Consider the following 19,087-nt stretch of genomic DNA (forward strand, 5'->3'; position numbering starts at 1 on the left):
CGGGCCTGGCGCGGTCGGCGCAATCAGGCGGCGCCGAAATGACGCCGGTGGTCGCTCGGGGTGGTGTTGAGACGTCGGCGGAACGCTCGATTCATCGTCTCGGGGGTGCCGAACCCGCAGGCGCGAGCGATCTCCTCCATCGCCATGAGCGTCGTCTCGAGAAGCCCGCACGCCGCCTCCATGCGCACCGCCTCCACGTGCTCGGCCGGCGTGATGCCCACCTCGGACTTGAACACGCGGCTGAACTGACGATCCGACAGGTGGGCGCGAGACGCCATCGCGGGGATGGAGAGATCGGCGGTGAGGTTGTCGGGCACCCAGTCCAGTAGGTCGCGGAGTGGTTCGTGGTTTGCGGACTGCGCGGCCAGCAGTGCGGAGAACTGCGCCTGGCCTCCCGAGCGACGGAGGTAGACCACGAGGCGCCGCGCGACGGTCGCGGCAGCCGTGCGCCCGTGATCGTCGGCGACGAGCGCCAGTGCGAGGTCGATTCCGGCGGTGACGCCGGCCGAGGTCCAGACGTTGCCGTCCTGCACGTAGATGGAATCGGGCTCGATGGAGACCTCGGGGTAGGCCCGCGCGAGCATGTCGCACTCGGCCCAGTGGGTGGTCGCACGGCGGCCGTCCAGGAGTCCCGCGGCCGCCAACAGGAACGCCCCCGAACAGACGGATGTCACCCGGCGGGATTGCGAAGCCAGTCGCCGGATGTTGTCGACCAGCTTCGAATCCCTCGCCGCGTCGTCCATGTCTCTTCCGCCCGACACCACGAGGGTGTCGATTTCACCGACCACCTCGTCGATCGGGGTGGTCGCGAACTCCAGGCCGCTCGTCGACAACACCGGCCCACCATGGGTACTCACCAGCCGCGTGTCATACCGGGGAATGGCCAGGAAGCGCGACGCCGTGGAGAAGACCTCGAGCGGCCCGGTGATATCGAGGATCTGGGCGGACGGGAATCCGACGATCACAATGCGTGGTTCGCTCACTGGTTCTTCCTCGTGGCCGAAATCGTCAACAGTGCGTCCTAGGTGGGTCGGCGAGCGAACTCTACCGTGAAGACATCGCCCCATCGTCACGAGCCGACCAGGAAGCCATCACGTTGAAGATCGCCCGTCGCATCGGCAGTATCGCACTGGCCGTCGTTCTTACCCTCGCCACCCTCGCCGCCATCGTCGTCGCCGGACTGTCACAATCCGGCGGGGAGACGGCATCCGCGGCGAACGCCGGGTCCGAGTCGCCGGAGCCCAGAAGCGCGCCGAGCGACGGTCAGTTCGTCGTCGCTGTGGTCCTGGGCCGATCAGGATCCGACACCGCCGACGTCCTCGCCCCCTATGACGTGCTGGCCAGCTCTCCCCGGTTCTTCGTCTACACGATTGCGGCATCCGCCGGTGCGGCGGCCGTCGACGGGGGGATGTCGATCATGCCGACCCACACCTTCGCGGAGGTCGACTCGGGCGCCGCGCCCGCGCCCGACCTGGTGGTGGTACCCGCCGTGAACGGTCCGGCGGAGCCGGAGGAAGCCGCGGCGCGAGAGTTCATCATCGGCCGATATCGCGCGGGCGCTCGCATCCTCGGCGTCTGCGCTGGTTCCCGACTGCTCGCCGCTTCCGGTGTGCTTGACGGGCTTCAGGCAACATCCCACTGGTCCAGAATCGCCGCCCTCAAGATCTCCAACCCCGAGGTCTCGTGGGTCACCGGGCAGCGCTACGTTCAAGACGGACGGGTCACCACCACCGGTGGCGTCACGTCCGGCATCCCCGGCGCGCTCAGGGTCATCGCCGATATGGCCGGCGAGGCGGAGGCACGGCGCGTCGGCGAGTCCATCCGCTACCCGGGATGGAGGCTGAACGCCCCGACCGCGATGCCCGTGAAACGGTTTGGACTCGAGGACACCGCGTTCCTGGGGAACACGGCCTTTCCGTGGGGGCGACCGAACTTCGCGGTTGAACTGCGTGATGGTGTGGACGAGATAGACGCAGCCGCGATCTTCGAGGTCTATGGCTACTCCCAGGGAGCCACGACCTCAGCGCTGTCGGCCACCGGCTTCGTGACGACGAGGCACGGCCTCGTCGTGAAGACCTCATTGCTCAAGAACGCGACGGCCACGGTGGTTGCGGGCCGACTCGGGGAGCCGGGCACTGAACAGGGCTTCGATGCCGCCTTCGAACAGCTATCGAACAGCGCCAGCTCGTCCGTCGTGCACTCAGTCTCCAAGATGATCGAGTACCCCATCGCGCGGGTCACACTGGATGTGGCGCCGCTGACCGCACAAGCACGCACCCCGATTCTGTTGCTTGTCAGTCTCGCTCTCGCGGTCGGCATCGGGATGCTGCCGAGCACGATCCTCCGTTGGGCGCGCCGCCGCAAGAACGCCGCCTGGAAGTGAGTCAATTGATGCCGCCCTCTCGGGAGTGTTCGCGCCAACTCAGTACTTGTAGAAGCCCTCGCCGCTCGCCATGCCGAGCTTGCCCTTATCGATGTAGGTCTCTTTGAGGAAGACCGCCCACGACTGCATGCGCGGGTCACTGCTGGCCAGCGCGACGTTGTAGGCGGTATTCAGCCCGATCAGGTCATAAATCTGAAACGGACCAGACAACGTGCCGGTCGCGATGCGCCAGGTCTTGTCGATCGTGTCGACATCCGCGTATCCGCCCTGGAGGAGTCCGGCTGCTGCGGTCAGGAGCGGCACCAGAAGGGAATTCAGAACATACCCGGCCTTCTCCTTCTTCAGCTCGATCGGGATGAGCCCACTCCCGATCGCGAATTCGACGACGGCAGCGTAAACGGCCGGGTCGGTATCCGTCGTGCCCATGATCTCGGCGGTGTTGTAACGCCACACCTGGTTGGCGTAATGCAGGGCCAAGAACTTCTCGGGACGCCCCGTGAAGGCCTTCATGTCGCTCGGCAGCAGCGTGGAGGAGTTGGTGGCGAAGATCGTTTTCGCCGGGGCAAGCTGGCTCAGCCTCGTGTACGTTTCCCGCTTGACCGCAAGGATTTCGGGAACGGCTTCGATGACGAGATCGGCGTCAGCGACGGCCTCAGTCAGGTTGGATGTCAGTGTGAGGTGCTCGAGTGCTGCATCCGCCTGCAGATCGCTTGCCGCCATGATCTTGTCGGCCTTGTAGGCCTTTGCGAGCCCGGCGAAACGGCGTTTGGCCGTCTCGAGAACCTCGTCGCTGATGTCGTACGCGATAACGTCGTAGCCGAAGTACGCGGCCTGGAATGCGATCTGGGAGCCGAGGACGCCGGTGCCGAGCACGGTCACTTTCGCAATTTTTGCCATGTTCACTGTCCAATCCGCACGAGCATCTTGCCGGTGTTGGCCCCGCGCATGAGCCCGTCGAATGCCTCAAACGCGTTGTCGATTCCCTCGACGAGGGTCTCATCCCAGACGAATTCGCCTGATGCGACGAGTGGCGCGATCTCCTGGAGGAACGGCTCGAGGTACTGATCCATGAGGCTCGGAATCGTGAAGCCCTTCAGCGTGAGCGACTTGGTGGTGAGCATCCACAGGTTCCGTGGTCCTTGCGGCATGCTCTCGGCGTTGTAGCTCGAAATCGAACCGCAGATCGCCGCCCGCCCGCCCCTGTTCATCGAGTAGATCGCAGCCTCGAGATGCTCGCCGCCGACGTTATCGAAGTACACGTCAATGCCGTCGGGCGCTGCGGCGCCGAGCTGACGAGAGATCTTGCCGTCCTTGTAGTTGAAGGCGGCGTCGTAGCCATACTTGCCCTGCAGCAGATCGACCTTCGCCGCGGTCCCGGCGCTGCCGACCACGCGGGACGACCCATGAAGTCGCGCGAGTTGGCCGACTGCCGTGCCGACGGCACCCGCTGCACCAGACACGAAGACCGACTCGCCGGGCTTCATTTCTGCGATGACGAAAAGCCCGATCCAGGCGGTCAGTGCCGGAACGCCCAGCGGTCCGAGATAGACGGAGGAGGGCAGCCCCTCGAGTTCACGCCGCAGGGAGAACTCGCGCGACGTGCCTTGGGCGACATCCCGCCACCCCTTCATGTGCTCGACAAGGTCGCCCTCGGCAAGGTCAGGCGAACGCGATTCGATGACACGACCCACAGCGCCACCCAGCATCGCCTTGTCCAGTTCAAACGGCGGGATGTACGACTCCATGTCATTCATGCGCCCGCGCATATAGGGGTCCACAGACAGGAACTCGTTGGCGACCCGAACCTCGCCCGGCTCAAGCGGCGGCAGCGTCACGGTCTCGTACCTGAAGTCTTCGAGCACCGGCGTTCCGACGGGCTGACGCACAAGCTTCCATTGCCTGCTCACGGCGGCGTGCTCTGTCATGTGATCTCCCTTGATCGTGCCGATCTCGCAGCACAAACATTACACGCGACACATACCGGATGGTCGGTATGATTGCTGAATGCTGCCAGGGTTGGACGTTCGCGAGCTTGAGCAATGGATGCTGCGCAACCAGCCCCAGCTCCTTGGCGATCAGCCACTCGGCGCGACCCTCATCGCCGGCGGCAGAAGTAACCTGACCTATGCGCTCGAGGCGACATCCCAGCCGCTCGTGCTTCGCCGCCCGCCGTTGGGGCACGTGCAGGCCACCGCCCACGACATGCAGCGCGAGTTCCGGGTCATCTCGGCGCTCGGCGCAACGGGGGTTCCCGTGCCGCGGGCGGTGCTGTTTGTCGATGATCCGGACGCCGGGGTTGATGCGCCCTTCTATCTGATGCAGCGCGTCGAAGGTCGAACGTTCACGTCCCGCAGGGACAACGCCGGGTACGAACCCGGGCAACTCCGCGAGCTGAGTTTGGAGTTGGTGCGCACCCTCGCTCACCTGCACTCGATAGTCCCCGCCGAAATAGGGCTCGGCGACTTCGGGCGTCCGGCCGGATTCCTCACGCGACAGGTGGAGCGCTGGGGCACGCAATACGACGGTTCACGCAGCCGCAGCTTGCGCGAACTTGATGAGCTGCAGCTGAAGCTGCGCGGGGGCATCCCGCAGACCCAGCGCTCGTCGATCCTGCACGGCGACTATCGGCTCGACAACGCGCTCGTGCATGACGTCGAAGGAACGCCGCACTTGAGGGCAATCCTCGATTGGGAGATGGCGACGCTCGGCGACTCGCTCACCGACCTCGGGCTGCTCGGCCTGTACTGGAACATCAACAACTACCCGGACGTGCCGCGGGGCGCTGTGCCATCATCCGTCTGGGCCGAAGATGGCTACCCGAGTTTCGAAGAGTTGGTCGAGGAGTACTCCGCCACGGTCGGGATGACCTTGCCCGAACTGCCGTGGTATATCGCAATGGCGGCCTTCAAGCTCGCGGTGATTCTCGAAGGCATCCACTACCGGTACCAGGCTGGTCAGACCGTCGGCGCCGGCTTCGACCAGATCGGGCGGCTCGTCACGCCGCTCGCGCGCACCGGGCTGCGCTACCTGGATGGCCAGTGATGGACTTCGCACCCGACCCAAGGACGGTCGAGCTCACCGCCACACTGAAGTCGTTCATGGATGACTGCGTCTACCCGGCCGAGCGCGTGCTTGAGGGGCAGCTCTTGGCCAATCCGGATATCTGGTCGCAGCAACCTATAGTCGGCGAACTTCAGGCGCAGGCCCGCGCTCGTGGCTTGTGGAACCTGTTCCTGCCCGGTGGCGCTGCAGGCAGGGGCGAGGGTGCCGGGCTCACGAACCTGCAGTACGCGCCGCTGTGCGAGTTGCTGGGTCGCAGCCCGAAGCTCGCACCGGTGGCGACCAATTGCTCCGCCCCCGACACGGGCAACATGGAGCTGCTGAGTGCTTACGCGACCGATGACCAGAAGAAGCTGTGGCTGCAACCGTTGCTGGATTCGAGCATCCGGTCATCGTTCTGCATGACCGAGCCGGACGCGGCGTCGTCGGATGCCACGAACATCCAGACGTCCATCACCCGCAGCGCCGATGGCACGGAATACGTGATCAGCGGCACGAAGTGGTGGTCGACCGGAGCGATGAGCCCCGATGCGAAGCTGTTCATCGTCATGGGGAAGACCGATCCTGCCGCCGAAAGGCACCGCCAGCAGAGCATGATTCTGGTGCCGCGGCACACTCCCGGCATCACGATAGTTCGGCCCCTGACCGTCTTCGGATATGACGACCGCGACCATGGTGGCCACGCCGAGATTCGATTTGAGGGCGTGCGAGTGCCTGTGGGAAACCTGCTCGGGGCGGAGGGTGAAGGGTTCGCGATGGCGCAGGCACGGCTCGGGCCCGGTCGCATCCACCATTGCATGCGCCTCATTGGGGCTGCTGAACGAGCCCTCGAGCTCGGACGCGAGCGGGCGAACTCGCGCGTCGCCTTCGGCCGACCGCTTGCTGAGCAGGGCGTCATCCGCGAGTGGTTTGCCGAAGCACGGGTCGAGATCGAAGCGAATCGGCTTCTCGTGCTGAAGACCGCGTGGCTCATGGATACCGTCGGCAACCGCGCTGCGCACTCCGAGATCCAGGCCATCAAGATCGCGGTCCCGCGCATGGTTGAGAAGATTATCGATCGAATGATGCAGGTCTTCGGCGCGGCGGGGCTGTCGAGTGATCTTCCGTTAGCCGAATTCGCGGCCGGCGCGCGGGCGCTGCGACTGGCAGACGGTCCAGACGAAGTCCACCTCAGTTCCCTCGGCCGCGCCGAGCTCGCGCGATAGACAGCCCATCCACACAAGGAGTTCAATGATGAACGATCCCGACAGCGTCCTCACCTCCGAGACCGAGATCGACCCGGTCACATCCCGTGGCTTCGGCTCGCTGTCGGTCGCGGCGATCCTCGCGGAGCCCGCACGCCGCTTTCCCGATCGCGCAGCGGTCATCATGGGCGACACCGTGACGACTTATTCGCAGTTGTGGGCCCAGGCATTGGCCTACGCGGGTGCACTGCGCGCACGCGGGGTCGGCCGGGGCGATCGCGTCGCCATGCTCGTTCCCAATGTCACTGACTTTCCGCGCGTGTACTACGCGATCCTCGCGCTTGGCGCGATAGCGGTGCCGATCCATTCCCTACTGAAGGCAGAGGAGATCCACTACATCCTGCGCGATAGCGAAGCGAAGCTCTTTGTGATTGCGGCGCCGTTGCTCGCTGAAGGCGGCAAGGGCGCTGCCCTGGCGGGGATCCCAGCGGTGACCGTTCTTGTTCCAGACAGCATGCTCGACCAGATACCGGTACCGCGCCTTGAAGATGAGGCACGGGATACTCAGTCGCTGGAGCGGTACGAATCGGTCAATCCTTTGGACGCCGCGACCATTCTCTACACAAGTGGCACGACAGGTAGGCCGAAGGGTGCGGTCGGCAGCCATCTTGCGCTCGTGGAGCAGGTCAACATTGCCCTGATCGACAGCTTCGACATGCGTGAGGACGACATCCTTTTCGGCGGCCTACCCTTATTCCACACTTTTGGCCAGTCATGCGTGATGAACGTCGGCTTCCGTCGTGGTGCGGCCATCCTTCTCATCCCCAGATTCGAACCAGATGATGTGCTCGCGCAACTGGTCAAGAACAATTGCACGGTATTCGCCGGTGTCCCGATGATGTTCATCGCCCTCCTGGATGCCGCGACGCGCACTGATGCGCGCCCGACAATGCGGTTCTGCATCTCTGGCGGCGCGGCGATACCACTCGCGGTGCTCGAGAAGTTCCAGGAGGTGTTCCATGCTCCCGTGCACGAGGGTTATGGCCTCACCGAAACATCCCCGAGCGTGACCTTCAACCACACCAGGGACATGCCGGTCCCCGGCACGGTGGGCAGACCAATCTGGGGCGTCGACGTCGAGATCGCGAACGCCGAACTCGAAGGCGCCATTGAGTTTGTTCCGCGAGGTGAGCTGGGCGAGGTTGTCGTGCGCGGACACGCCCTATTCAAGGGCTACCTGCACAACGACGCGGCAAATCGCGAGTCGATTGTCGACGGGTGGTTTCGTACGGGGGACCTGGGAACAAAGGGTGAGGATGACCGCATCACCATCGTCGATCGTAAGAAGGACATGATCGTTCGCAACGGCTACAACGTGTATCCGACCGAGGTCGAGAACGTGATCGCGCGCCTCGACGGAGTGGCTGAGGTCGCAGTCTTCGGTGTCGCCGATGCCTCGCATGGGCAGGAAGTGGTTGCGGCAATCGTGCGGTCACCGGGAAGCGAGCTCACCGAAGATGAGGTCATCGCCTACGCACGCGAGCATGAGGCGGCATACAAGTATCCGCGCCGAGTGGTCTTTCTCGATTCGATGCCGCTCGGTGCAAGCGGAAAAGTGCTGAAACGCGAACTGCAGGCAACGTACTCGGTCTGATCGGCTCGTGGTTTCGGTCAGGTCGTCTTCAGTCCCGCCAGATAGAGGTCCGTGAGCTCGCCGGCGACCTGCTCCTTCGAGAGCCGCCCGCCCGGCGAATACCACTGCGACAGGTAGTGCGCATCCGAGAAGAAATTCGCGATCAAGAGTTGGCGAGGGATGTCGTCACGAAAAACGCCCTCGGCCTGCCCCTGCAGGAGGATCGCCTCGAACGCGTCGTTGTACTCGCGCCGTCGCCGCTTGACCTCTGTCTGCCTCGCCGGGCTCAGCATGTACTGCGAGCGGAAGAACACCGTCGCCTCGTGAAGGCCATCGATCGAGGTGACGATGACGTCTTCGCAGACGAGCCGAACCGTCGCTTCAGCGCAGAGTCCACGGCCGACGATCTCGTCGAGGTTCGCGCGCTGGAGAGACAGGAGCCGGTCGTAGATGCCGAAGAGGAGATCATCCTTCGACTTGAAATAGTGGTACAGAGCGCCCTTCGTCACGCCGGCGGCATCCACAATCTGCTGCACGCTGGTCTGGCTATAGCCCCGATCAGCGAAGAGCTGCACTGACGCCTGCGTGAGCTTCGTGAGAATCGACGCCTCTCCGGCCGTCAGATTGTGCTCTGCCTCGAGGCCGCCCATCGTCACAGCATCGTCCCTGGTCGAATCATCGTCCATCACAGCCTCGGGGAGAGGGTGCCGCCCCCATCGATGATGATGGTCTGCCCAGTGATCCAGGCAGCGTCATCGGAGAGCAGGAAGCACACCGGTCCCGCGACATCCGCCGGCAGGCCGAGGCGCTTGAGAGGATACGCGTCGGCGACCTGCTGTTCGCGGCCCTCGTAGAGTGCGCGTGCGAAGTCGGTCTTGATGACCGCAGGCGCGACCGCATTGACCCGGATGTTCGGCGCGAGCTCGAAGGCATGCTGCGCAGTCAGATTGATGAGCGCCGCCTTCGAGACCCCGTACATCGCGATTCCGGGAGCCGCCGTGACGCCAGCGATAGAAGCGATATTGACGATGGCTGTCGTGAGCCCCGCGACGACCGCCTCGCGACTCCACGCGAGAGTTCCGAGCACGTTGACCTCGAAGATCTTGCGTGCTGCATCTTCGCCGATCTCGGCGAGGCTGCCGTAGGCGGGATTGATCCCCGCGTTGTTGACGAGGTAGTCGAGTGGCCCGAACTCGATGGCAATTCGCTGGAAGACCTCGGCGCGATGTTCAGCGCTGTCGGCCCTGCCGGCGATGCCGATTACCGCGGCTGGACCTACACGAGCCGGGCCCGCCGGCGCCGAACTGCTCAGTTGGGCGACCGCAGCCTCGAGCGTCTCCTGCCCCCGGGCCGTGATGACGACGCGCGCACCCTCGTCTACCAATCGTTGAGCGATCGCTAGACCGATGCCGCGGCTGGCCCCCGTGACAAGTGCTGTTCGACCGTCGAATCGACCCATTGGTGCTCCCTTTGGCATAGGCCCTGGTCGCAACTATTTGCCCAGTTCCGACCGGTTGGTATGACCGATTCTACGACCCCCTGCGGCGGCAACGATCCCTTTGGTGCTGTTATGTCGTTGGTGAAGCGCAAGTCGCGATTCGCACGACTCGCTCACCGACCCTCAGTCGCCGGGCCGTGGCCGGTGGCCGGTTGTGACCTTCTGCCGACCGGCAAGGAGGGCATCAACTCGGTAGCGTGGATTCCTGATGGTGAGTGGCTGCGTGGGCAGCAACGCTGCGGCAAGGAGGAGGGTCCAGTGGAAATACGCGGTATCGGTTGGGCGGGGTGCGCACGGGAAAGGCCGAGGAACTGGCCCGGTTCTTCCAGGACGTGCTCGGGTTGGAGAGTAGCCACACCGAAGCCGACTTCTGGGCGTTCGACCTCAAGGACGGCAGCCAGGTAGAGGTCTTCGGCGAGGGGTTCGCCGGCAAGGACCACCTGACGACCGGCCCGGTGGTCGGATTCATTGTCGACGATCTGAAGGAGGCGACCGAAGAGCTCAAGCGGCACGGGGTCGAGTTGCTGGGGGATGCCGGACCCAGCTGGCAACACTTCCGCGCCCCTGATGGGGGAGTGTACGAGCTTACGCAGCGGGCGGATCCCTCGTGAGCGTCGAGCGCCGAGACTTCGTTCAGAGGTGGGCCGCACCCCGGCGTTGAGACGGGGGTCTTGACGATTCACTTGTTTTTTGCAAGTGTAGGTCTCGTCCCAAAGCGGACCACGAGAGGAGACCATGATGCCCCAAATGTTCGTCAACCTGCCGGTGACCGACCTGGACCGCGCGAAGGCGTTCTACACGGCGCTCGGATTCACCATCAACCCGCTGTTCACGGATCACAACGCGGCCTGCGTCGTCGTCGAGGACGGCCACAGCTACTTCATGATCCTGGTTCGGGAGTTCTTCCAGACCTTCACCGACCTTCCGATCGGCGACCCGGCCGTGAACCCCTCGGTGGCGACCGCTATCTTCCTCGACACCCGCGAGGCGGTCGACAAGGCCGTCGCGGACGGCCTTGCCGCCGGGGGCGCGGAGCCGCAGCCCGCCACGGACTACGGCTTCATGTACCAGCGCCAGCTCACCGACCCCGACGGCAACTTCCTCGAGTTCGGCTGGATGGATCCGGTCGCCGTCGAGCAGGGTCCCGAGGCCTTCGCGAACCAGCAGGCCTGAGGCCGGAACGGAAGTCAGATGGCCGCGCGCGACTACGGGCAGTACGGCGGCGTCACGCGCGCCCTTGAGCTCGTGGGCGAGCGCTGGGCCATGCTCATCGTTCGCGACCTGCTCGTGGGGCCGCGCCGCTACGGCGAGCTCGCCGCCGGGCTGCCCCGCATCCCGAGCAACATCCTGACGGCGCGGCTGAAGGAGTTGCAGGCGGCGGGCGTGATCCGACGCGCGCCGCACTCGCGGGTGATCGTCTACGAGCTGACGGCCTACGGTCGCGAGCTCGACCCGGTCGTGCTCGCGCTCGGGGCCTGGGGGTTCAAGGCGTTGGGCGATCCGCGCGAGGAGCAGGTCATCACCCCGGACTCGATGACCATGGACCTCCGAACCGCGTTCCGGCAGCAGGTGGCGGCGAGTCTGCCGCCGACCGCCTATGCGGCGCGCCTGGGGCCGGCGGAGTTGTTCATCCGGGTGGACGGATCCGCCCTCGAGGTGCGGCGCGGGGACGGCCCGGCCGACCTCGCCTTCGCCGCCGGGGCGGACATCCGTCGGCTCATCTCCGGCGAGCTCACCCCGCGCCGCGCGATCGCGACCGGCGTGGTCGAGGTGCTGCACGGGCCCGGCGACCTGCTCGACCGGTTCGCGAGCACGTTCCACCTCGCCGCCTGACTTAGGGCGTCTGAGTCAGGGCAGGGGTCCGCGCCGCGAGATCACGCCAGCGAAGAGGGCGTGAAGCAGCGGGAGCGCAGAAACGACGATGAGCACGGTTCCGAACACGACATCCTGGGTCCGAAGCAGGATGCCGCCCACCAGCAGGGCGCCGAAGAGGATCGCCGAGATGATCTGGCGCCCGGTTCGCTCGATGCTGACCAGGCGACGCTCGAGCCGGGGCGACTGCACCGAGACCCTGCCCTCGTCGATCTGAGTGGCGAGGTTGTCGAGCCGTTGGGGCAGCCGCGCAACGATGCCCGCGACCGACACCGCCTGCCTCGCGAACGCCTGCACGAGGTTTCCGCCCTCGGTGCGGATCAGCTGGGCCGAGTACGGCTCGACCGCATTCCAGATGTTGAAGGCGGGGTCGAGGGAGCTGCACATCCCCGAGGTCAGCGACATCGCGCGCACGATGAGGAGAAAGTTCTCCGGAAGTTGAAAGGGCAGCGAGCGCACAACGTCGGCGAACTCGACGGCGAAGGCCCGGAACTCCCTCGGGTCGACCTCCTGGAGCTCCGCGAAACCCATTCCGCCGAAGCGGGCGAACAGCTTGGTCATCGCTCGCTCGAGCTCGGCGGTGTCGGCGGTCGGCAGAAGCACCCCCACCTGCCGGATGCCGTCCACCATCCCCTTGCCGTCGCGAGACGCGGCGGCGATGAGAAGCTTTCGAAGGCCCTGGCGCAGAACGTCGGGTACCTCGCCCATCATCCCGAAGTCGACGAAAGTGAATTTCCAGGTCCGACCACCGACCGCGCCGGCGAGGGGAGTGACGAAGATGTTGCCGGGGTGCGGGTCGGCGTGGAAGTAGCCGTGCACGAAGAGCTGGTCGAACATGACGGCCGCGAAGTCGTTGGCCACCTGGGACGGGTCGATGCCGGCCGCCCTCAGCCCGTCGACATCGTTGATCTTGATGGCGGTCACGTCCTGCAGGGTCAGCACCCGCCGCGTCGTGCGCTCCCAGACCAGCTCGGGAACGCTGACCCGGGGGTCGGCGGCGAAGCTCTGATCGAAGCGCTCGGCGCCGGCCGCCTCGTGCAGGTAGTCGATCTCCTCGAGGCTCGTGAACGCGAACTCCTCCACGAGGGCCGGCACGTCCACCCGATCCGCGACGAGACGCACGCGGCTGAGCCAGCCGGCGACCCGGCGCAGGGCGCTGAGATCGACATCGACGATCATCCCGATGCCCGGTCGCTGAATCTTCACCACGACGTCGAGCAGGCCCGTCTCCGCGGCATCCATTTCCGAGAGCCGGGCGCGGTGCACCTGACCGAGGGATGCCGCGGCCAGTGGCGTCGGATCGATGTACGAGAAAGCCCGCTCGAGGGTCACCCCCAGCTCCGCCTCGGCGAGGGCACGGATCGCCGGGAACGGCACCGCGGGAACCTCGTCCTGCAGGCCCTCGAGCTCCTTGGTGATCTCCGGCGGCAGCACGTCAAGCCGCGACGACATGAACTGGCCGACCTTGATCATGAGCCCGCCGAGCTCGACGGCGAGCACGTGGAAGTGCTGCGCGATCCGCTGCAGGCGCGCCGATCGGCCCCGTGCCGCAACCCGCGCGAGCCCGATCCGCGGCAGGAACAACTCGAACCACCAGGTCTGCGCAAGGTAGCGGGCGGCGAACCGCAGGATCCTGCGGGAGCGGGCGCGCATGTTCCCGACGTCGGTCAACTAGTCTCCTTGAGGCCGACGTGCTGTGGCACTCGGTCAGTCCTGGGCGAGGATCGAGTAAAGCTTACGACGCGCCTCATCGAGAACGGCGACAGCCTCCTTGACCTGCTCGGGGTTACCGGAGCGGCCCACCTGGGCCGCTGCCTGAGCGAGATCGATGCCGGCCTTGGGCAGCGCGGACGCCCGCACGTTCTCCCGAGCGCTCTCCGTCTCCCAGGGCGCCGAGGTGCCGGCCGCGGCATCCGCGGTCACGCGGCCCTCGTCGGTGAGCGAGTACGTCTTGCGGCCGTTGGACTCCTCGGCAACGATGAGGCCCTCGTCGGCAAGAAGCTGAAGGGTCGGATACACCGATCCGGGGCTCGGCTTCCACGCGCCGCCGCTGCGTTCCTCGATCTCGTGGATGATCTGGTAGCCGTGCATCGGCTTCTCGGCGAGGAGCGCGAGCACCGCCGAACGCACGTCGCCTCGTGCCATCCTCGCGCCGACCTTGCGGTCGAACTGTCCGCGCAACTGCTCCATCGCGTCCCAGATCGCGCCGCCCGGCCAGCCCTCGCCGGCGCCGCCCTTGCGACCCGGGAACCCGTCTCCCATGAATGAATTGCTCATGATCTCCTCCTCAGCGCCGGAGCCACCGCGGCTCGACGACACTTAACGATATATCGCCACTCTGGGAGTTCGCCAGACCGGATTGTGGATCTTGCGGGTCTGGCCAGCCGTGCCCAGTCACGGCTCAGTCGCCCCCGACGGCCTGCAGCAGCCCGAGGAGCGCCGCACGTTGATCCTGGCTCAGGCCGCCGAACAGCCGCGTCCACACCGTCGCCGCGACGTCGCGCCCCGCCCGGAGCGCGACACCGCCCTGGGTGGTGAGTGCGAACCCGACGCGACGTCCCGGGCCCGGCCGCCTCTCGACCAGCCCGCGGTTCACGAGTCGGGTGGCGAGGGTTCCGAACGACTGATCGCTTTGGAAGGTTGCCCGGGCCAGTTCGTGGCTCGACGCGTCCGGCATCCGGTCGATGGCTCGCAGCGCGTCCCACTGAACTAGCGAGACGCCGGCGTCACGAAGCGCCAGGTCGAGGGCGCGGTGGTCGCGATCCTGCACTTGCTTGATTGTGCGTCCGAGCCGCTCGAGGTCATCCGTCATGGTGTTAGTGTATCAACATATTGATATCAACATGTTGATTGGAGCGCCCATGACCGAGTCCGAAGTAGCGCGAATCGCCGCCGCCACCCTCACCAGGGTGGGAACCGATGTCGGCAGACCGATACTCGTGCTTCATGGCGGGGGCGGCCCATTCACCGTCGCGCCCATCGTCGCCAGGTACTCGTCGTCGCATCCGGTCTTCGCCCCGACTCTTCCCGGCTGGAACGGAACGGCCCGCCCGGAAGCGGCGGACTCCGTCCCCACCCTCGCCCGTGGCTATCTCGACGCGCTCGTCGCGGAGGGACTGCGCGACGTGCTCGTGATCGGGTCATCGATGGGCGGCTGGATGGCGGTGGAGATGGCCGCGATCGCCGGAGCCGAGGAGGGCTACGCCGACGTCATCGCCGGTATCGCCGTCATCGACGGCACCGGAATCGAGGTCGATGGCGAGACCATCGCCGACGTGTTCTCGCTCGACGCCCGCGGCCTGGCCGAGGTCGCCTGGTTCGATCCGGAGCGGGGCTACCGGGGCCCCTCTGCGTTCACCCCCGCGCAGCTCGCCGCGCAGCGCGCAAACCAGGAAACCATGCGTGCCATTGCGGGCGATCCCTTCATGTACAACCCGACGCTCGCGAGCCGGCTCGAGTCGATCACCGTGCCCACCTCGGTCGTCTGGGGCGAGGGGGACGCCGTGGTGACGCCCGCCTACGGTCGCGCCCTGGCGACCGCCATTCCGGGCTCGGACTTCGCCCTGATCGCGCGAGCCGGGCACCTGCCCCAGCTCGAGCGGCCGGAGGCGCTCTGGGCCATCCTCGACGGGTTCGTCTCGACGGTTCGGAGTGCAGAACCGCGGCGCTCGGCCTAGCCGGCGGCCCGCGACGCGTACTCGGAGCGCGAGGCCGCGACGCCGGTGAAGTGCTCGATCGACCAGAGTTCGAGTGCCTTGAGGGGCTCGGTGAGAGTGCGCCCCGCCTCGGTGAGGGCGTACTCGACCTTGACCGGCACTTCCGCGGTGATCGTACGGGTCACGAGACCGTCCCGTTCCATCGACCGCAGGGTCTGCGTCAGCATCTTCTGCGAAATGCCGTCCACTCGCCGAAGCAGTTCCGAGAACCGTGCGGTCCCCTCTCCGAGCGCACCCACGATGAGCACCGTCCAGCGCCCGCCGATCAGGTCGAGGATGCGCCGGGTCGGGCAGCCGGCCTGATAGGGATCCAGTTCGCGTGCGCTTGTGTCCAGCAATGGTCCGCCCATCCGGTTACCTGAAAGTGCCTACTTACCAACAGTAACCAACTCTCCTAGAGTTATTCAAGACGCACACTCACGCTTCTGAAAGGGAAACAATGACTCGAATCACCGTCCTCGGAGGAACCGGCTACACCGGCTCGAACATCGCCCGCGAGGCAGTCTCGCGCGGCCACGAGGTGACATCGTTCAGCCGCAACGCGCCCACCGAGCCCATCGACGGGGTCCGCTATCTCACCGGCTCGATCCAGGATGAACTGCCCGGCCTGGTGTCGGGCGCCGACGTGGTCATCGGCGCGCTCGCCCCGCGCGGGGGCCTCGAGGCCGAACTGCGCAGCCTCTACGCCTCGCTGGCCGCCGCGGCGGCGGCAGCGGGAAAGCGCGTCGGATTCGTGGGCGGATTCAGCGCCCTTCGGCTGGCCCCCGGTGCGGCCCGCACGGCATACACGGATGGGGTGCCTCCGCAGTTCGCGACCGAGGCCCGGGTCATGGCGGAGGTCGTCGACGATCTCGTCGAGCGCGCCCCAGACGGGCTCGACTGGTTCTATGTGAGCCCGGCCGCCACGTACGGGTCGTACGCACCCGGCGAGGCGACGGGCACCTATCGCACCGGCGGCGAGGTCGCGATCTTCGACGAGAGCGGGGCATCCGCCATCTCCGGCGCGGACTTCGCCACGGCCATCATCGACGAGATCGAGACCCCGGCCCACTCCGGCGCGCAATTCGGAGTCGCCTACTAGCCGACCATCGCCGGAGGCCTCAAAACTCGATGACTCCGTCTCGATCGCTGAAGGTGCCGGTGGGACCGTCCGCTGCGATCGTCGCCATGGCGACGATCGCATCCGTTCCCTCCGTCACGGTCTGGTGCCCGTTGTGGCCGTTGAGATCGGTGGCGGTGTAGCCGGGGTCGATCGTGTTCACGCGAATGCCGGGGAGCATTTTCGAATATTGCAGCGTGAGCATGATCACCGCGGCCTTCGACGTCATGTAGCCCAGGCCGCTGATGGTCGACTCGACGCGGTTGGGGTCGGTCACGAAACGCGGGAAGCCGAGTCCACTCGCGACGTTCACGATTACCGGATTGATCGACTCCCGGAGCAGCGGCAGCGCCGCCTTGGTCATGCGCACGATCGAATAGACGTTGGCGTCGAAGACCTCGGCCAGGTCATCGGCGCCGAACTCGTCGGCTCCGGCGTGCGAGCCGACGATTCCGGCGTTGTTGATCAGTACGTCGACGGCGGGAAGCCCGGCGAGGGCCGCCGCCACCGATTTCTCGTCTGTCACATCGAGCTGCACTACCTTGGCGCCGAGGGCCGCAGCGTCGGCTCCCTTAGAGGTGTCGCGCATGCCGGCGTAGACGGTGTGGCCGGCTTCGATGAGTCGGCGGGCGGTCTCGAGTCCGAGGCCCTTGTTGGCCCCGGTGATCAGTGTTGTTGTCATGAATCGAGCCTGCGGCCTCGCCCGTGCCGGTGACTGGCACTCCCGATACCACCCTGCGATCAGGCTGCGGGAGCAGGATGGGAACATGTCAGATCTTGGATGGCTGCTCCGCGGGTGGCGCGACCGGGTTTCGCCCGTCGAGGCGGGACTCCCCGCCGGAGGGGATCGTCGCTCACCGGGGCTCCGCCGCGAGGAGCTCGCCATGCTCTCGAGCCTGAGCGTGGACTACATCGTCCGACTCGAGCAGGGGCGTGCGAAGCATCCGTCCGCCCAGGTTCTGGGAGCGCTCGCCCGCGCACTTCGGCTCACCGACGAGGAGCGAGACCACCTCTTCCGAATGGGGGGCGTCGCGGTGCCGACCAAGACGATGGTCCCTCGGCACGTCACGCCCGGGGTGCAGCACATCGTCGACAGGCTCGGCGAAGTGCCCGTGGCGGTCTTCTCAGCGGGATGGGACACTCTGCTCGTCAATGACCTCTGGGTCACGCTGTTCGGGGAGGCGGCTAAGCTCGACCGCGGAACGAACCTTCTGTGGCACCAGTTCATGGGCGCGCCAACGGTCGTCGAGCACACCGCCGAGCATCTCGCCCAGTTTCGTCGCGACCTGGTCGCGGACGTGCACGTGGCATCGTCGCGCTACCCGGACGACGCCGCCCTCGCGTCCCTCATCGCCCGGCTCCGGGCATCCTCGGAGGACTTCGAGCGGCTGTGGGCTACCGCCGAGTTCAGCGAGCACCGGGAATCGCGCAAGACCGTGAACAACGCCGTCGTCGGGCCCATCACGTTCGACTGCGATGTGCTCTCGGCTCCGGGCAGCGACCTGAAGATCGTGGTCTACACCGTGGTGCCGGGGTCGGCGGATGCCGCGAAGCTCGACCTGCTCCGGGTCAGCGCGGTCCGGGCGTTCGCGTAGGTACGGCCCACGGGCCTCTGCGGGTGGGCACAGTAACGTGGACGCGTGACCGACGCGGAGCGACTGACTGCGGCATCCGTTCTCCAGAGGCTGAGCGCGCTCGCCAATCCAGACGACGTGCCGGGACTCAGCCGGTTCTTCAAGACCGCGCCCGGCGAATACGGCGAGGGCGACACCTTCATCGGGGTGCGCCGCGGTCCGCTCACCGCGCTGGCGAAGGAGTGTCTCGGGATGCCGGTGGGCGAACTCGAGTTGCTACTGCGCAGCGAGATCCACGAGGCTCGCGCCGCCGCCCTCACGATCATGTCCGAGGAGGGACGCAAGAAGCGCACCTCCCCCGAGCGTCGTCGAGAGCTGTTCGAGCTCTACCTGAGGCGTCACGACGGCATCAACAATTGGGACCTCGTGGACAGCGCGGCGCCGTACGTCGTGGGCGGGTACCTCGAGCACCGGCGGCGCGACATCCTCTACGAGCTCGCCCGGTCGCCCGTGCTGTGGGAGCGTCGAACCGCGATGGTGGCCACCTGGTACTTCATCCGCGCCGGCGATCTCGATGATGCCTTCGCGATCGCCGAGCTGCTGCTCGACGACAAGCACGACCTCATCCACAAGGCGACCGGATGGATGCTGCGCTCCGCCGGTGAGATGGACCGCGCGCGGCTGGTCAACTTCCTCGACGCCCACGCGGCGACCATGCCGCGCACAGCCCTGCGCTACGCGATCGAGAAGTTCACTCCGGCCGACCGCGCCCACTATCTCGCCCTGAAGTCGGCGCCGCATTCCCGGCATCCGCCCGCGTAGTCGCGCCTGGCGCGCGTTTCTCCGGAGTGTCGGCTCATTTCGGCCCGAATCGCCGCCGAAACTCGGGATTTCGGCCCGTTAAGCCGCACCCCTCCGGAGAAACGCGGAGAGACGCGGGAGATGTGGGGAGGGGTAGATCGAGACACTGAATGGCGCTCGCGCGCTGGCGAGTTGGCGGATCGAACCGGCGGTGGGGATGTCCGTGTGAAGCATGTTCGTGGCCGTACCTTTCCGAGAGCGGATCGT

At 66.2% G+C, this 19,087-nt stretch carries 21 protein-coding genes; 11 read left to right on the forward strand and 10 right to left on the reverse strand.

The window, feature by feature from the left end:
* Positions 1 to 23 precede the first annotated feature (23 nt).
* Complete coding sequence (locus tag ACHZD8_RS15765; protein WP_394771377.1) at positions 24 to 983, reverse strand: GlxA family transcriptional regulator; 960 nt, start codon at positions 981 to 983, stop codon at positions 24 to 26.
* Between the two features lie 113 nt (positions 984 to 1,096).
* Between ACHZD8_RS15765 and ACHZD8_RS15770 the strand changes: the two genes are divergently transcribed.
* Complete coding sequence (locus ACHZD8_RS15770) at positions 1,097 to 2,383, forward strand: DJ-1/PfpI family protein (protein WP_394771378.1); 1,287 nt, start codon at positions 1,097 to 1,099, stop codon at positions 2,381 to 2,383.
* Between the two features lie 39 nt (positions 2,384 to 2,422).
* Here ACHZD8_RS15770 and ACHZD8_RS15775 read toward each other — a convergent pair whose 3' ends face one another.
* Positions 2,423 to 3,280, reverse strand: coding sequence for a 3-hydroxyacyl-CoA dehydrogenase (locus ACHZD8_RS15775; protein ID WP_394771417.1), 858 nt, complete (start codon positions 3,278 to 3,280; stop codon positions 2,423 to 2,425).
* Positions 3,281 to 3,282: 2 nt separating this feature from the next.
* Positions 3,283 to 4,308 (reverse strand): NADP-dependent oxidoreductase, encoded by a 1,026-nt coding sequence (locus ACHZD8_RS15780; protein WP_394771418.1) that lies wholly within the window; start codon positions 4,306 to 4,308, stop codon positions 3,283 to 3,285.
* A gap of 79 nt (positions 4,309 to 4,387) precedes the next feature.
* Between ACHZD8_RS15780 and ACHZD8_RS15785 the strand changes: the two genes are divergently transcribed.
* Genes ACHZD8_RS15785 through ACHZD8_RS15795 form a run of 3 tightly spaced genes read left to right on the forward strand, consistent with a single transcriptional unit; the run spans position 4,388 to position 8,281 of the window.
* Positions 4,388 to 5,425, forward strand: coding sequence for a phosphotransferase family protein (locus ACHZD8_RS15785; protein ID WP_394771379.1), 1,038 nt, complete (start codon positions 4,388 to 4,390; stop codon positions 5,423 to 5,425).
* The gene (locus ACHZD8_RS15790) at positions 5,425 to 6,648 is read left to right on the forward strand and encodes an acyl-CoA dehydrogenase family protein (protein WP_394771419.1); all 1,224 of its coding nucleotides are present in this window, start codon (positions 5,425 to 5,427) and stop codon (positions 6,646 to 6,648) included. The genes ACHZD8_RS15785 and ACHZD8_RS15790 overlap by 1 nt, the downstream gene beginning before the upstream one ends.
* 28 nt (positions 6,649 to 6,676) lie before the next feature.
* Positions 6,677 to 8,281, forward strand: coding sequence for a long-chain fatty acid--CoA ligase (locus ACHZD8_RS15795; RefSeq protein ID WP_394771420.1), 1,605 nt, complete (start codon positions 6,677 to 6,679; stop codon positions 8,279 to 8,281).
* A gap of 17 nt (positions 8,282 to 8,298) precedes the next feature.
* On the opposite strand, the gene ACHZD8_RS15800 is transcribed toward ACHZD8_RS15795, so the two are convergent.
* Both ACHZD8_RS15800 and ACHZD8_RS15805 read right to left on the reverse strand, forming a co-directional pair.
* Positions 8,299 to 8,946 (reverse strand): TetR/AcrR family transcriptional regulator, encoded by a 648-nt coding sequence (locus ACHZD8_RS15800; RefSeq protein WP_394771380.1) that lies wholly within the window; start codon positions 8,944 to 8,946, stop codon positions 8,299 to 8,301.
* Complete coding sequence (locus tag ACHZD8_RS15805) at positions 8,946 to 9,719, reverse strand: SDR family oxidoreductase (RefSeq protein WP_394771381.1); 774 nt, start codon at positions 9,717 to 9,719, stop codon at positions 8,946 to 8,948. The genes ACHZD8_RS15800 and ACHZD8_RS15805 overlap by 1 nt, the downstream gene beginning before the upstream one ends.
* A 326-nt stretch (positions 9,720 to 10,045) precedes the next feature.
* Here ACHZD8_RS15805 and ACHZD8_RS15810 point away from each other — a divergent pair, with 326 nt between their 5' ends.
* From ACHZD8_RS15810 to ACHZD8_RS15820, 3 genes are all read left to right on the forward strand, one after another.
* Positions 10,046 to 10,369 carry a VOC family protein gene (locus ACHZD8_RS15810; protein WP_394771382.1) on the forward strand — a complete coding sequence of 108 codons (324 nt, stop codon included), beginning with the start codon at positions 10,046 to 10,048 and terminating at the stop codon, positions 10,367 to 10,369.
* A gap of 127 nt (positions 10,370 to 10,496) precedes the next feature.
* Positions 10,497 to 10,931: a VOC family protein gene (locus tag ACHZD8_RS15815; RefSeq protein WP_394771421.1), complete on the forward strand. Its 435-nt coding sequence runs from the start codon at positions 10,497 to 10,499 to the stop codon at positions 10,929 to 10,931.
* Positions 10,932 to 10,949: 18 nt separating this feature from the next.
* Entirely contained in the window at positions 10,950 to 11,591 is a 642-nt protein-coding gene (locus tag ACHZD8_RS15820; protein WP_394771383.1) for a winged helix-turn-helix transcriptional regulator, read from the forward strand.
* 15 nt (positions 11,592 to 11,606) lie between these two features.
* On the opposite strand, the gene ACHZD8_RS15825 is transcribed toward ACHZD8_RS15820, so the two are convergent.
* The 3 genes from ACHZD8_RS15825 to ACHZD8_RS15835 form a co-directional block, all read right to left on the reverse strand.
* Positions 11,607 to 13,283, reverse strand: coding sequence for an ABC1 kinase family protein (locus tag ACHZD8_RS15825; protein WP_394771422.1), 1,677 nt, complete (start codon positions 13,281 to 13,283; stop codon positions 11,607 to 11,609).
* Positions 13,284 to 13,337: 54 nt separating this feature from the next.
* Positions 13,338 to 13,907 (reverse strand): PadR family transcriptional regulator, encoded by a 570-nt coding sequence (locus tag ACHZD8_RS15830; protein ID WP_394771384.1) that lies wholly within the window; start codon positions 13,905 to 13,907, stop codon positions 13,338 to 13,340.
* Between the two features lie 124 nt (positions 13,908 to 14,031).
* Positions 14,032 to 14,442 (reverse strand): MarR family winged helix-turn-helix transcriptional regulator, encoded by a 411-nt coding sequence (locus ACHZD8_RS15835; RefSeq protein WP_394771385.1) that lies wholly within the window; start codon positions 14,440 to 14,442, stop codon positions 14,032 to 14,034.
* Positions 14,443 to 14,491: 49 nt separating this feature from the next.
* Here ACHZD8_RS15835 and ACHZD8_RS15840 point away from each other — a divergent pair, with 49 nt between their 5' ends.
* Complete coding sequence (locus ACHZD8_RS15840) at positions 14,492 to 15,307, forward strand: alpha/beta fold hydrolase (protein ID WP_394771386.1); 816 nt, start codon at positions 14,492 to 14,494, stop codon at positions 15,305 to 15,307.
* Here ACHZD8_RS15840 and ACHZD8_RS15845 read toward each other — a convergent pair.
* Positions 15,304 to 15,684: a winged helix-turn-helix transcriptional regulator gene (locus ACHZD8_RS15845; RefSeq protein WP_394771387.1), complete on the reverse strand. Its 381-nt coding sequence runs from the start codon at positions 15,682 to 15,684 to the stop codon at positions 15,304 to 15,306. The two genes, ACHZD8_RS15840 and ACHZD8_RS15845, sit on opposite strands and share 4 nt — an antisense overlap.
* A 101-nt stretch (positions 15,685 to 15,785) precedes the next feature.
* Between ACHZD8_RS15845 and ACHZD8_RS15850 the strand changes: the two genes are divergently transcribed.
* On the forward strand, positions 15,786 to 16,427 hold the full coding sequence (locus ACHZD8_RS15850; protein WP_394771388.1) for an NAD(P)-dependent oxidoreductase: 642 nt from the start codon (positions 15,786 to 15,788) through the stop codon (positions 16,425 to 16,427).
* Positions 16,428 to 16,446: 19 nt separating this feature from the next.
* On the opposite strand, the gene ACHZD8_RS15855 is transcribed toward ACHZD8_RS15850, so the two are convergent.
* On the reverse strand, positions 16,447 to 17,127 hold the full coding sequence (locus ACHZD8_RS15855) for an SDR family NAD(P)-dependent oxidoreductase (RefSeq protein WP_394771389.1): 681 nt from the start codon (positions 17,125 to 17,127) through the stop codon (positions 16,447 to 16,449).
* A gap of 85 nt (positions 17,128 to 17,212) precedes the next feature.
* On the opposite strand from ACHZD8_RS15855, the gene ACHZD8_RS15860 reads away from it, so the two are divergent.
* On the forward strand, positions 17,213 to 18,040 hold the full coding sequence (locus tag ACHZD8_RS15860; protein WP_394771390.1) for a helix-turn-helix transcriptional regulator: 828 nt from the start codon (positions 17,213 to 17,215) through the stop codon (positions 18,038 to 18,040).
* A 45-nt stretch (positions 18,041 to 18,085) separates the two neighbouring features.
* Positions 18,086 to 18,841, forward strand: coding sequence for a DNA alkylation repair protein (locus ACHZD8_RS15865; RefSeq protein ID WP_394771391.1), 756 nt, complete (start codon positions 18,086 to 18,088; stop codon positions 18,839 to 18,841).
* Positions 18,842 to 19,087 lie beyond the last annotated feature (246 nt).

This window comes from Lacisediminihabitans sp. (assembly GCF_043726815.1).
Taxonomy (GTDB): Bacteria; Actinomycetota; Actinomycetes; order Actinomycetales; family Microbacteriaceae; genus Lacisediminihabitans.

Coding starts and splice junctions, on each gene's coding strand:
- ACHZD8_RS15820 (WP_394771383.1), top strand. CDS start 10,950: ATGGCCGCGCGCGACTACGGGCAGTACGGCGGCGTCACGCGCGCCCTT.
- ACHZD8_RS15805 (WP_394771381.1), bottom strand. CDS start 9,719: ATGGGTCGATTCGACGGTCGAACAGCACTTGTCACGGGGGCCAGCCGC.
- ACHZD8_RS15830 (WP_394771384.1), bottom strand. CDS start 13,907: ATGAGCAATTCATTCATGGGAGACGGGTTCCCGGGTCGCAAGGGCGGC.
- ACHZD8_RS15855 (WP_394771389.1), bottom strand. CDS start 17,127: ATGACAACAACACTGATCACCGGGGCCAACAAGGGCCTCGGACTCGAG.
- ACHZD8_RS15785 (WP_394771379.1), top strand. CDS start 4,388: ATGCTGCCAGGGTTGGACGTTCGCGAGCTTGAGCAATGGATGCTGCGC.
- ACHZD8_RS15825 (WP_394771422.1), bottom strand. CDS start 13,283: ATGCGCGCCCGCTCCCGCAGGATCCTGCGGTTCGCCGCCCGCTACCTT.
- ACHZD8_RS15800 (WP_394771380.1), bottom strand. CDS start 8,946: ATGGACGATGATTCGACCAGGGACGATGCTGTGACGATGGGCGGCCTC.
- ACHZD8_RS15860 (WP_394771390.1), top strand. CDS start 17,213: ATGTCAGATCTTGGATGGCTGCTCCGCGGGTGGCGCGACCGGGTTTCG.
- ACHZD8_RS15780 (WP_394771418.1), bottom strand. CDS start 4,308: ATGACAGAGCACGCCGCCGTGAGCAGGCAATGGAAGCTTGTGCGTCAG.
- ACHZD8_RS15790 (WP_394771419.1), top strand. CDS start 5,425: ATGGACTTCGCACCCGACCCAAGGACGGTCGAGCTCACCGCCACACTG.
- ACHZD8_RS15835 (WP_394771385.1), bottom strand. CDS start 14,442: ATGACGGATGACCTCGAGCGGCTCGGACGCACAATCAAGCAAGTGCAG.
- ACHZD8_RS15840 (WP_394771386.1), top strand. CDS start 14,492: ATGACCGAGTCCGAAGTAGCGCGAATCGCCGCCGCCACCCTCACCAGG.
- ACHZD8_RS15775 (WP_394771417.1), bottom strand. CDS start 3,280: ATGGCAAAAATTGCGAAAGTGACCGTGCTCGGCACCGGCGTCCTCGGC.
- ACHZD8_RS15815 (WP_394771421.1), top strand. CDS start 10,497: ATGCCCCAAATGTTCGTCAACCTGCCGGTGACCGACCTGGACCGCGCG.
- ACHZD8_RS15795 (WP_394771420.1), top strand. CDS start 6,677: ATGAACGATCCCGACAGCGTCCTCACCTCCGAGACCGAGATCGACCCG.
- ACHZD8_RS15850 (WP_394771388.1), top strand. CDS start 15,786: ATGACTCGAATCACCGTCCTCGGAGGAACCGGCTACACCGGCTCGAAC.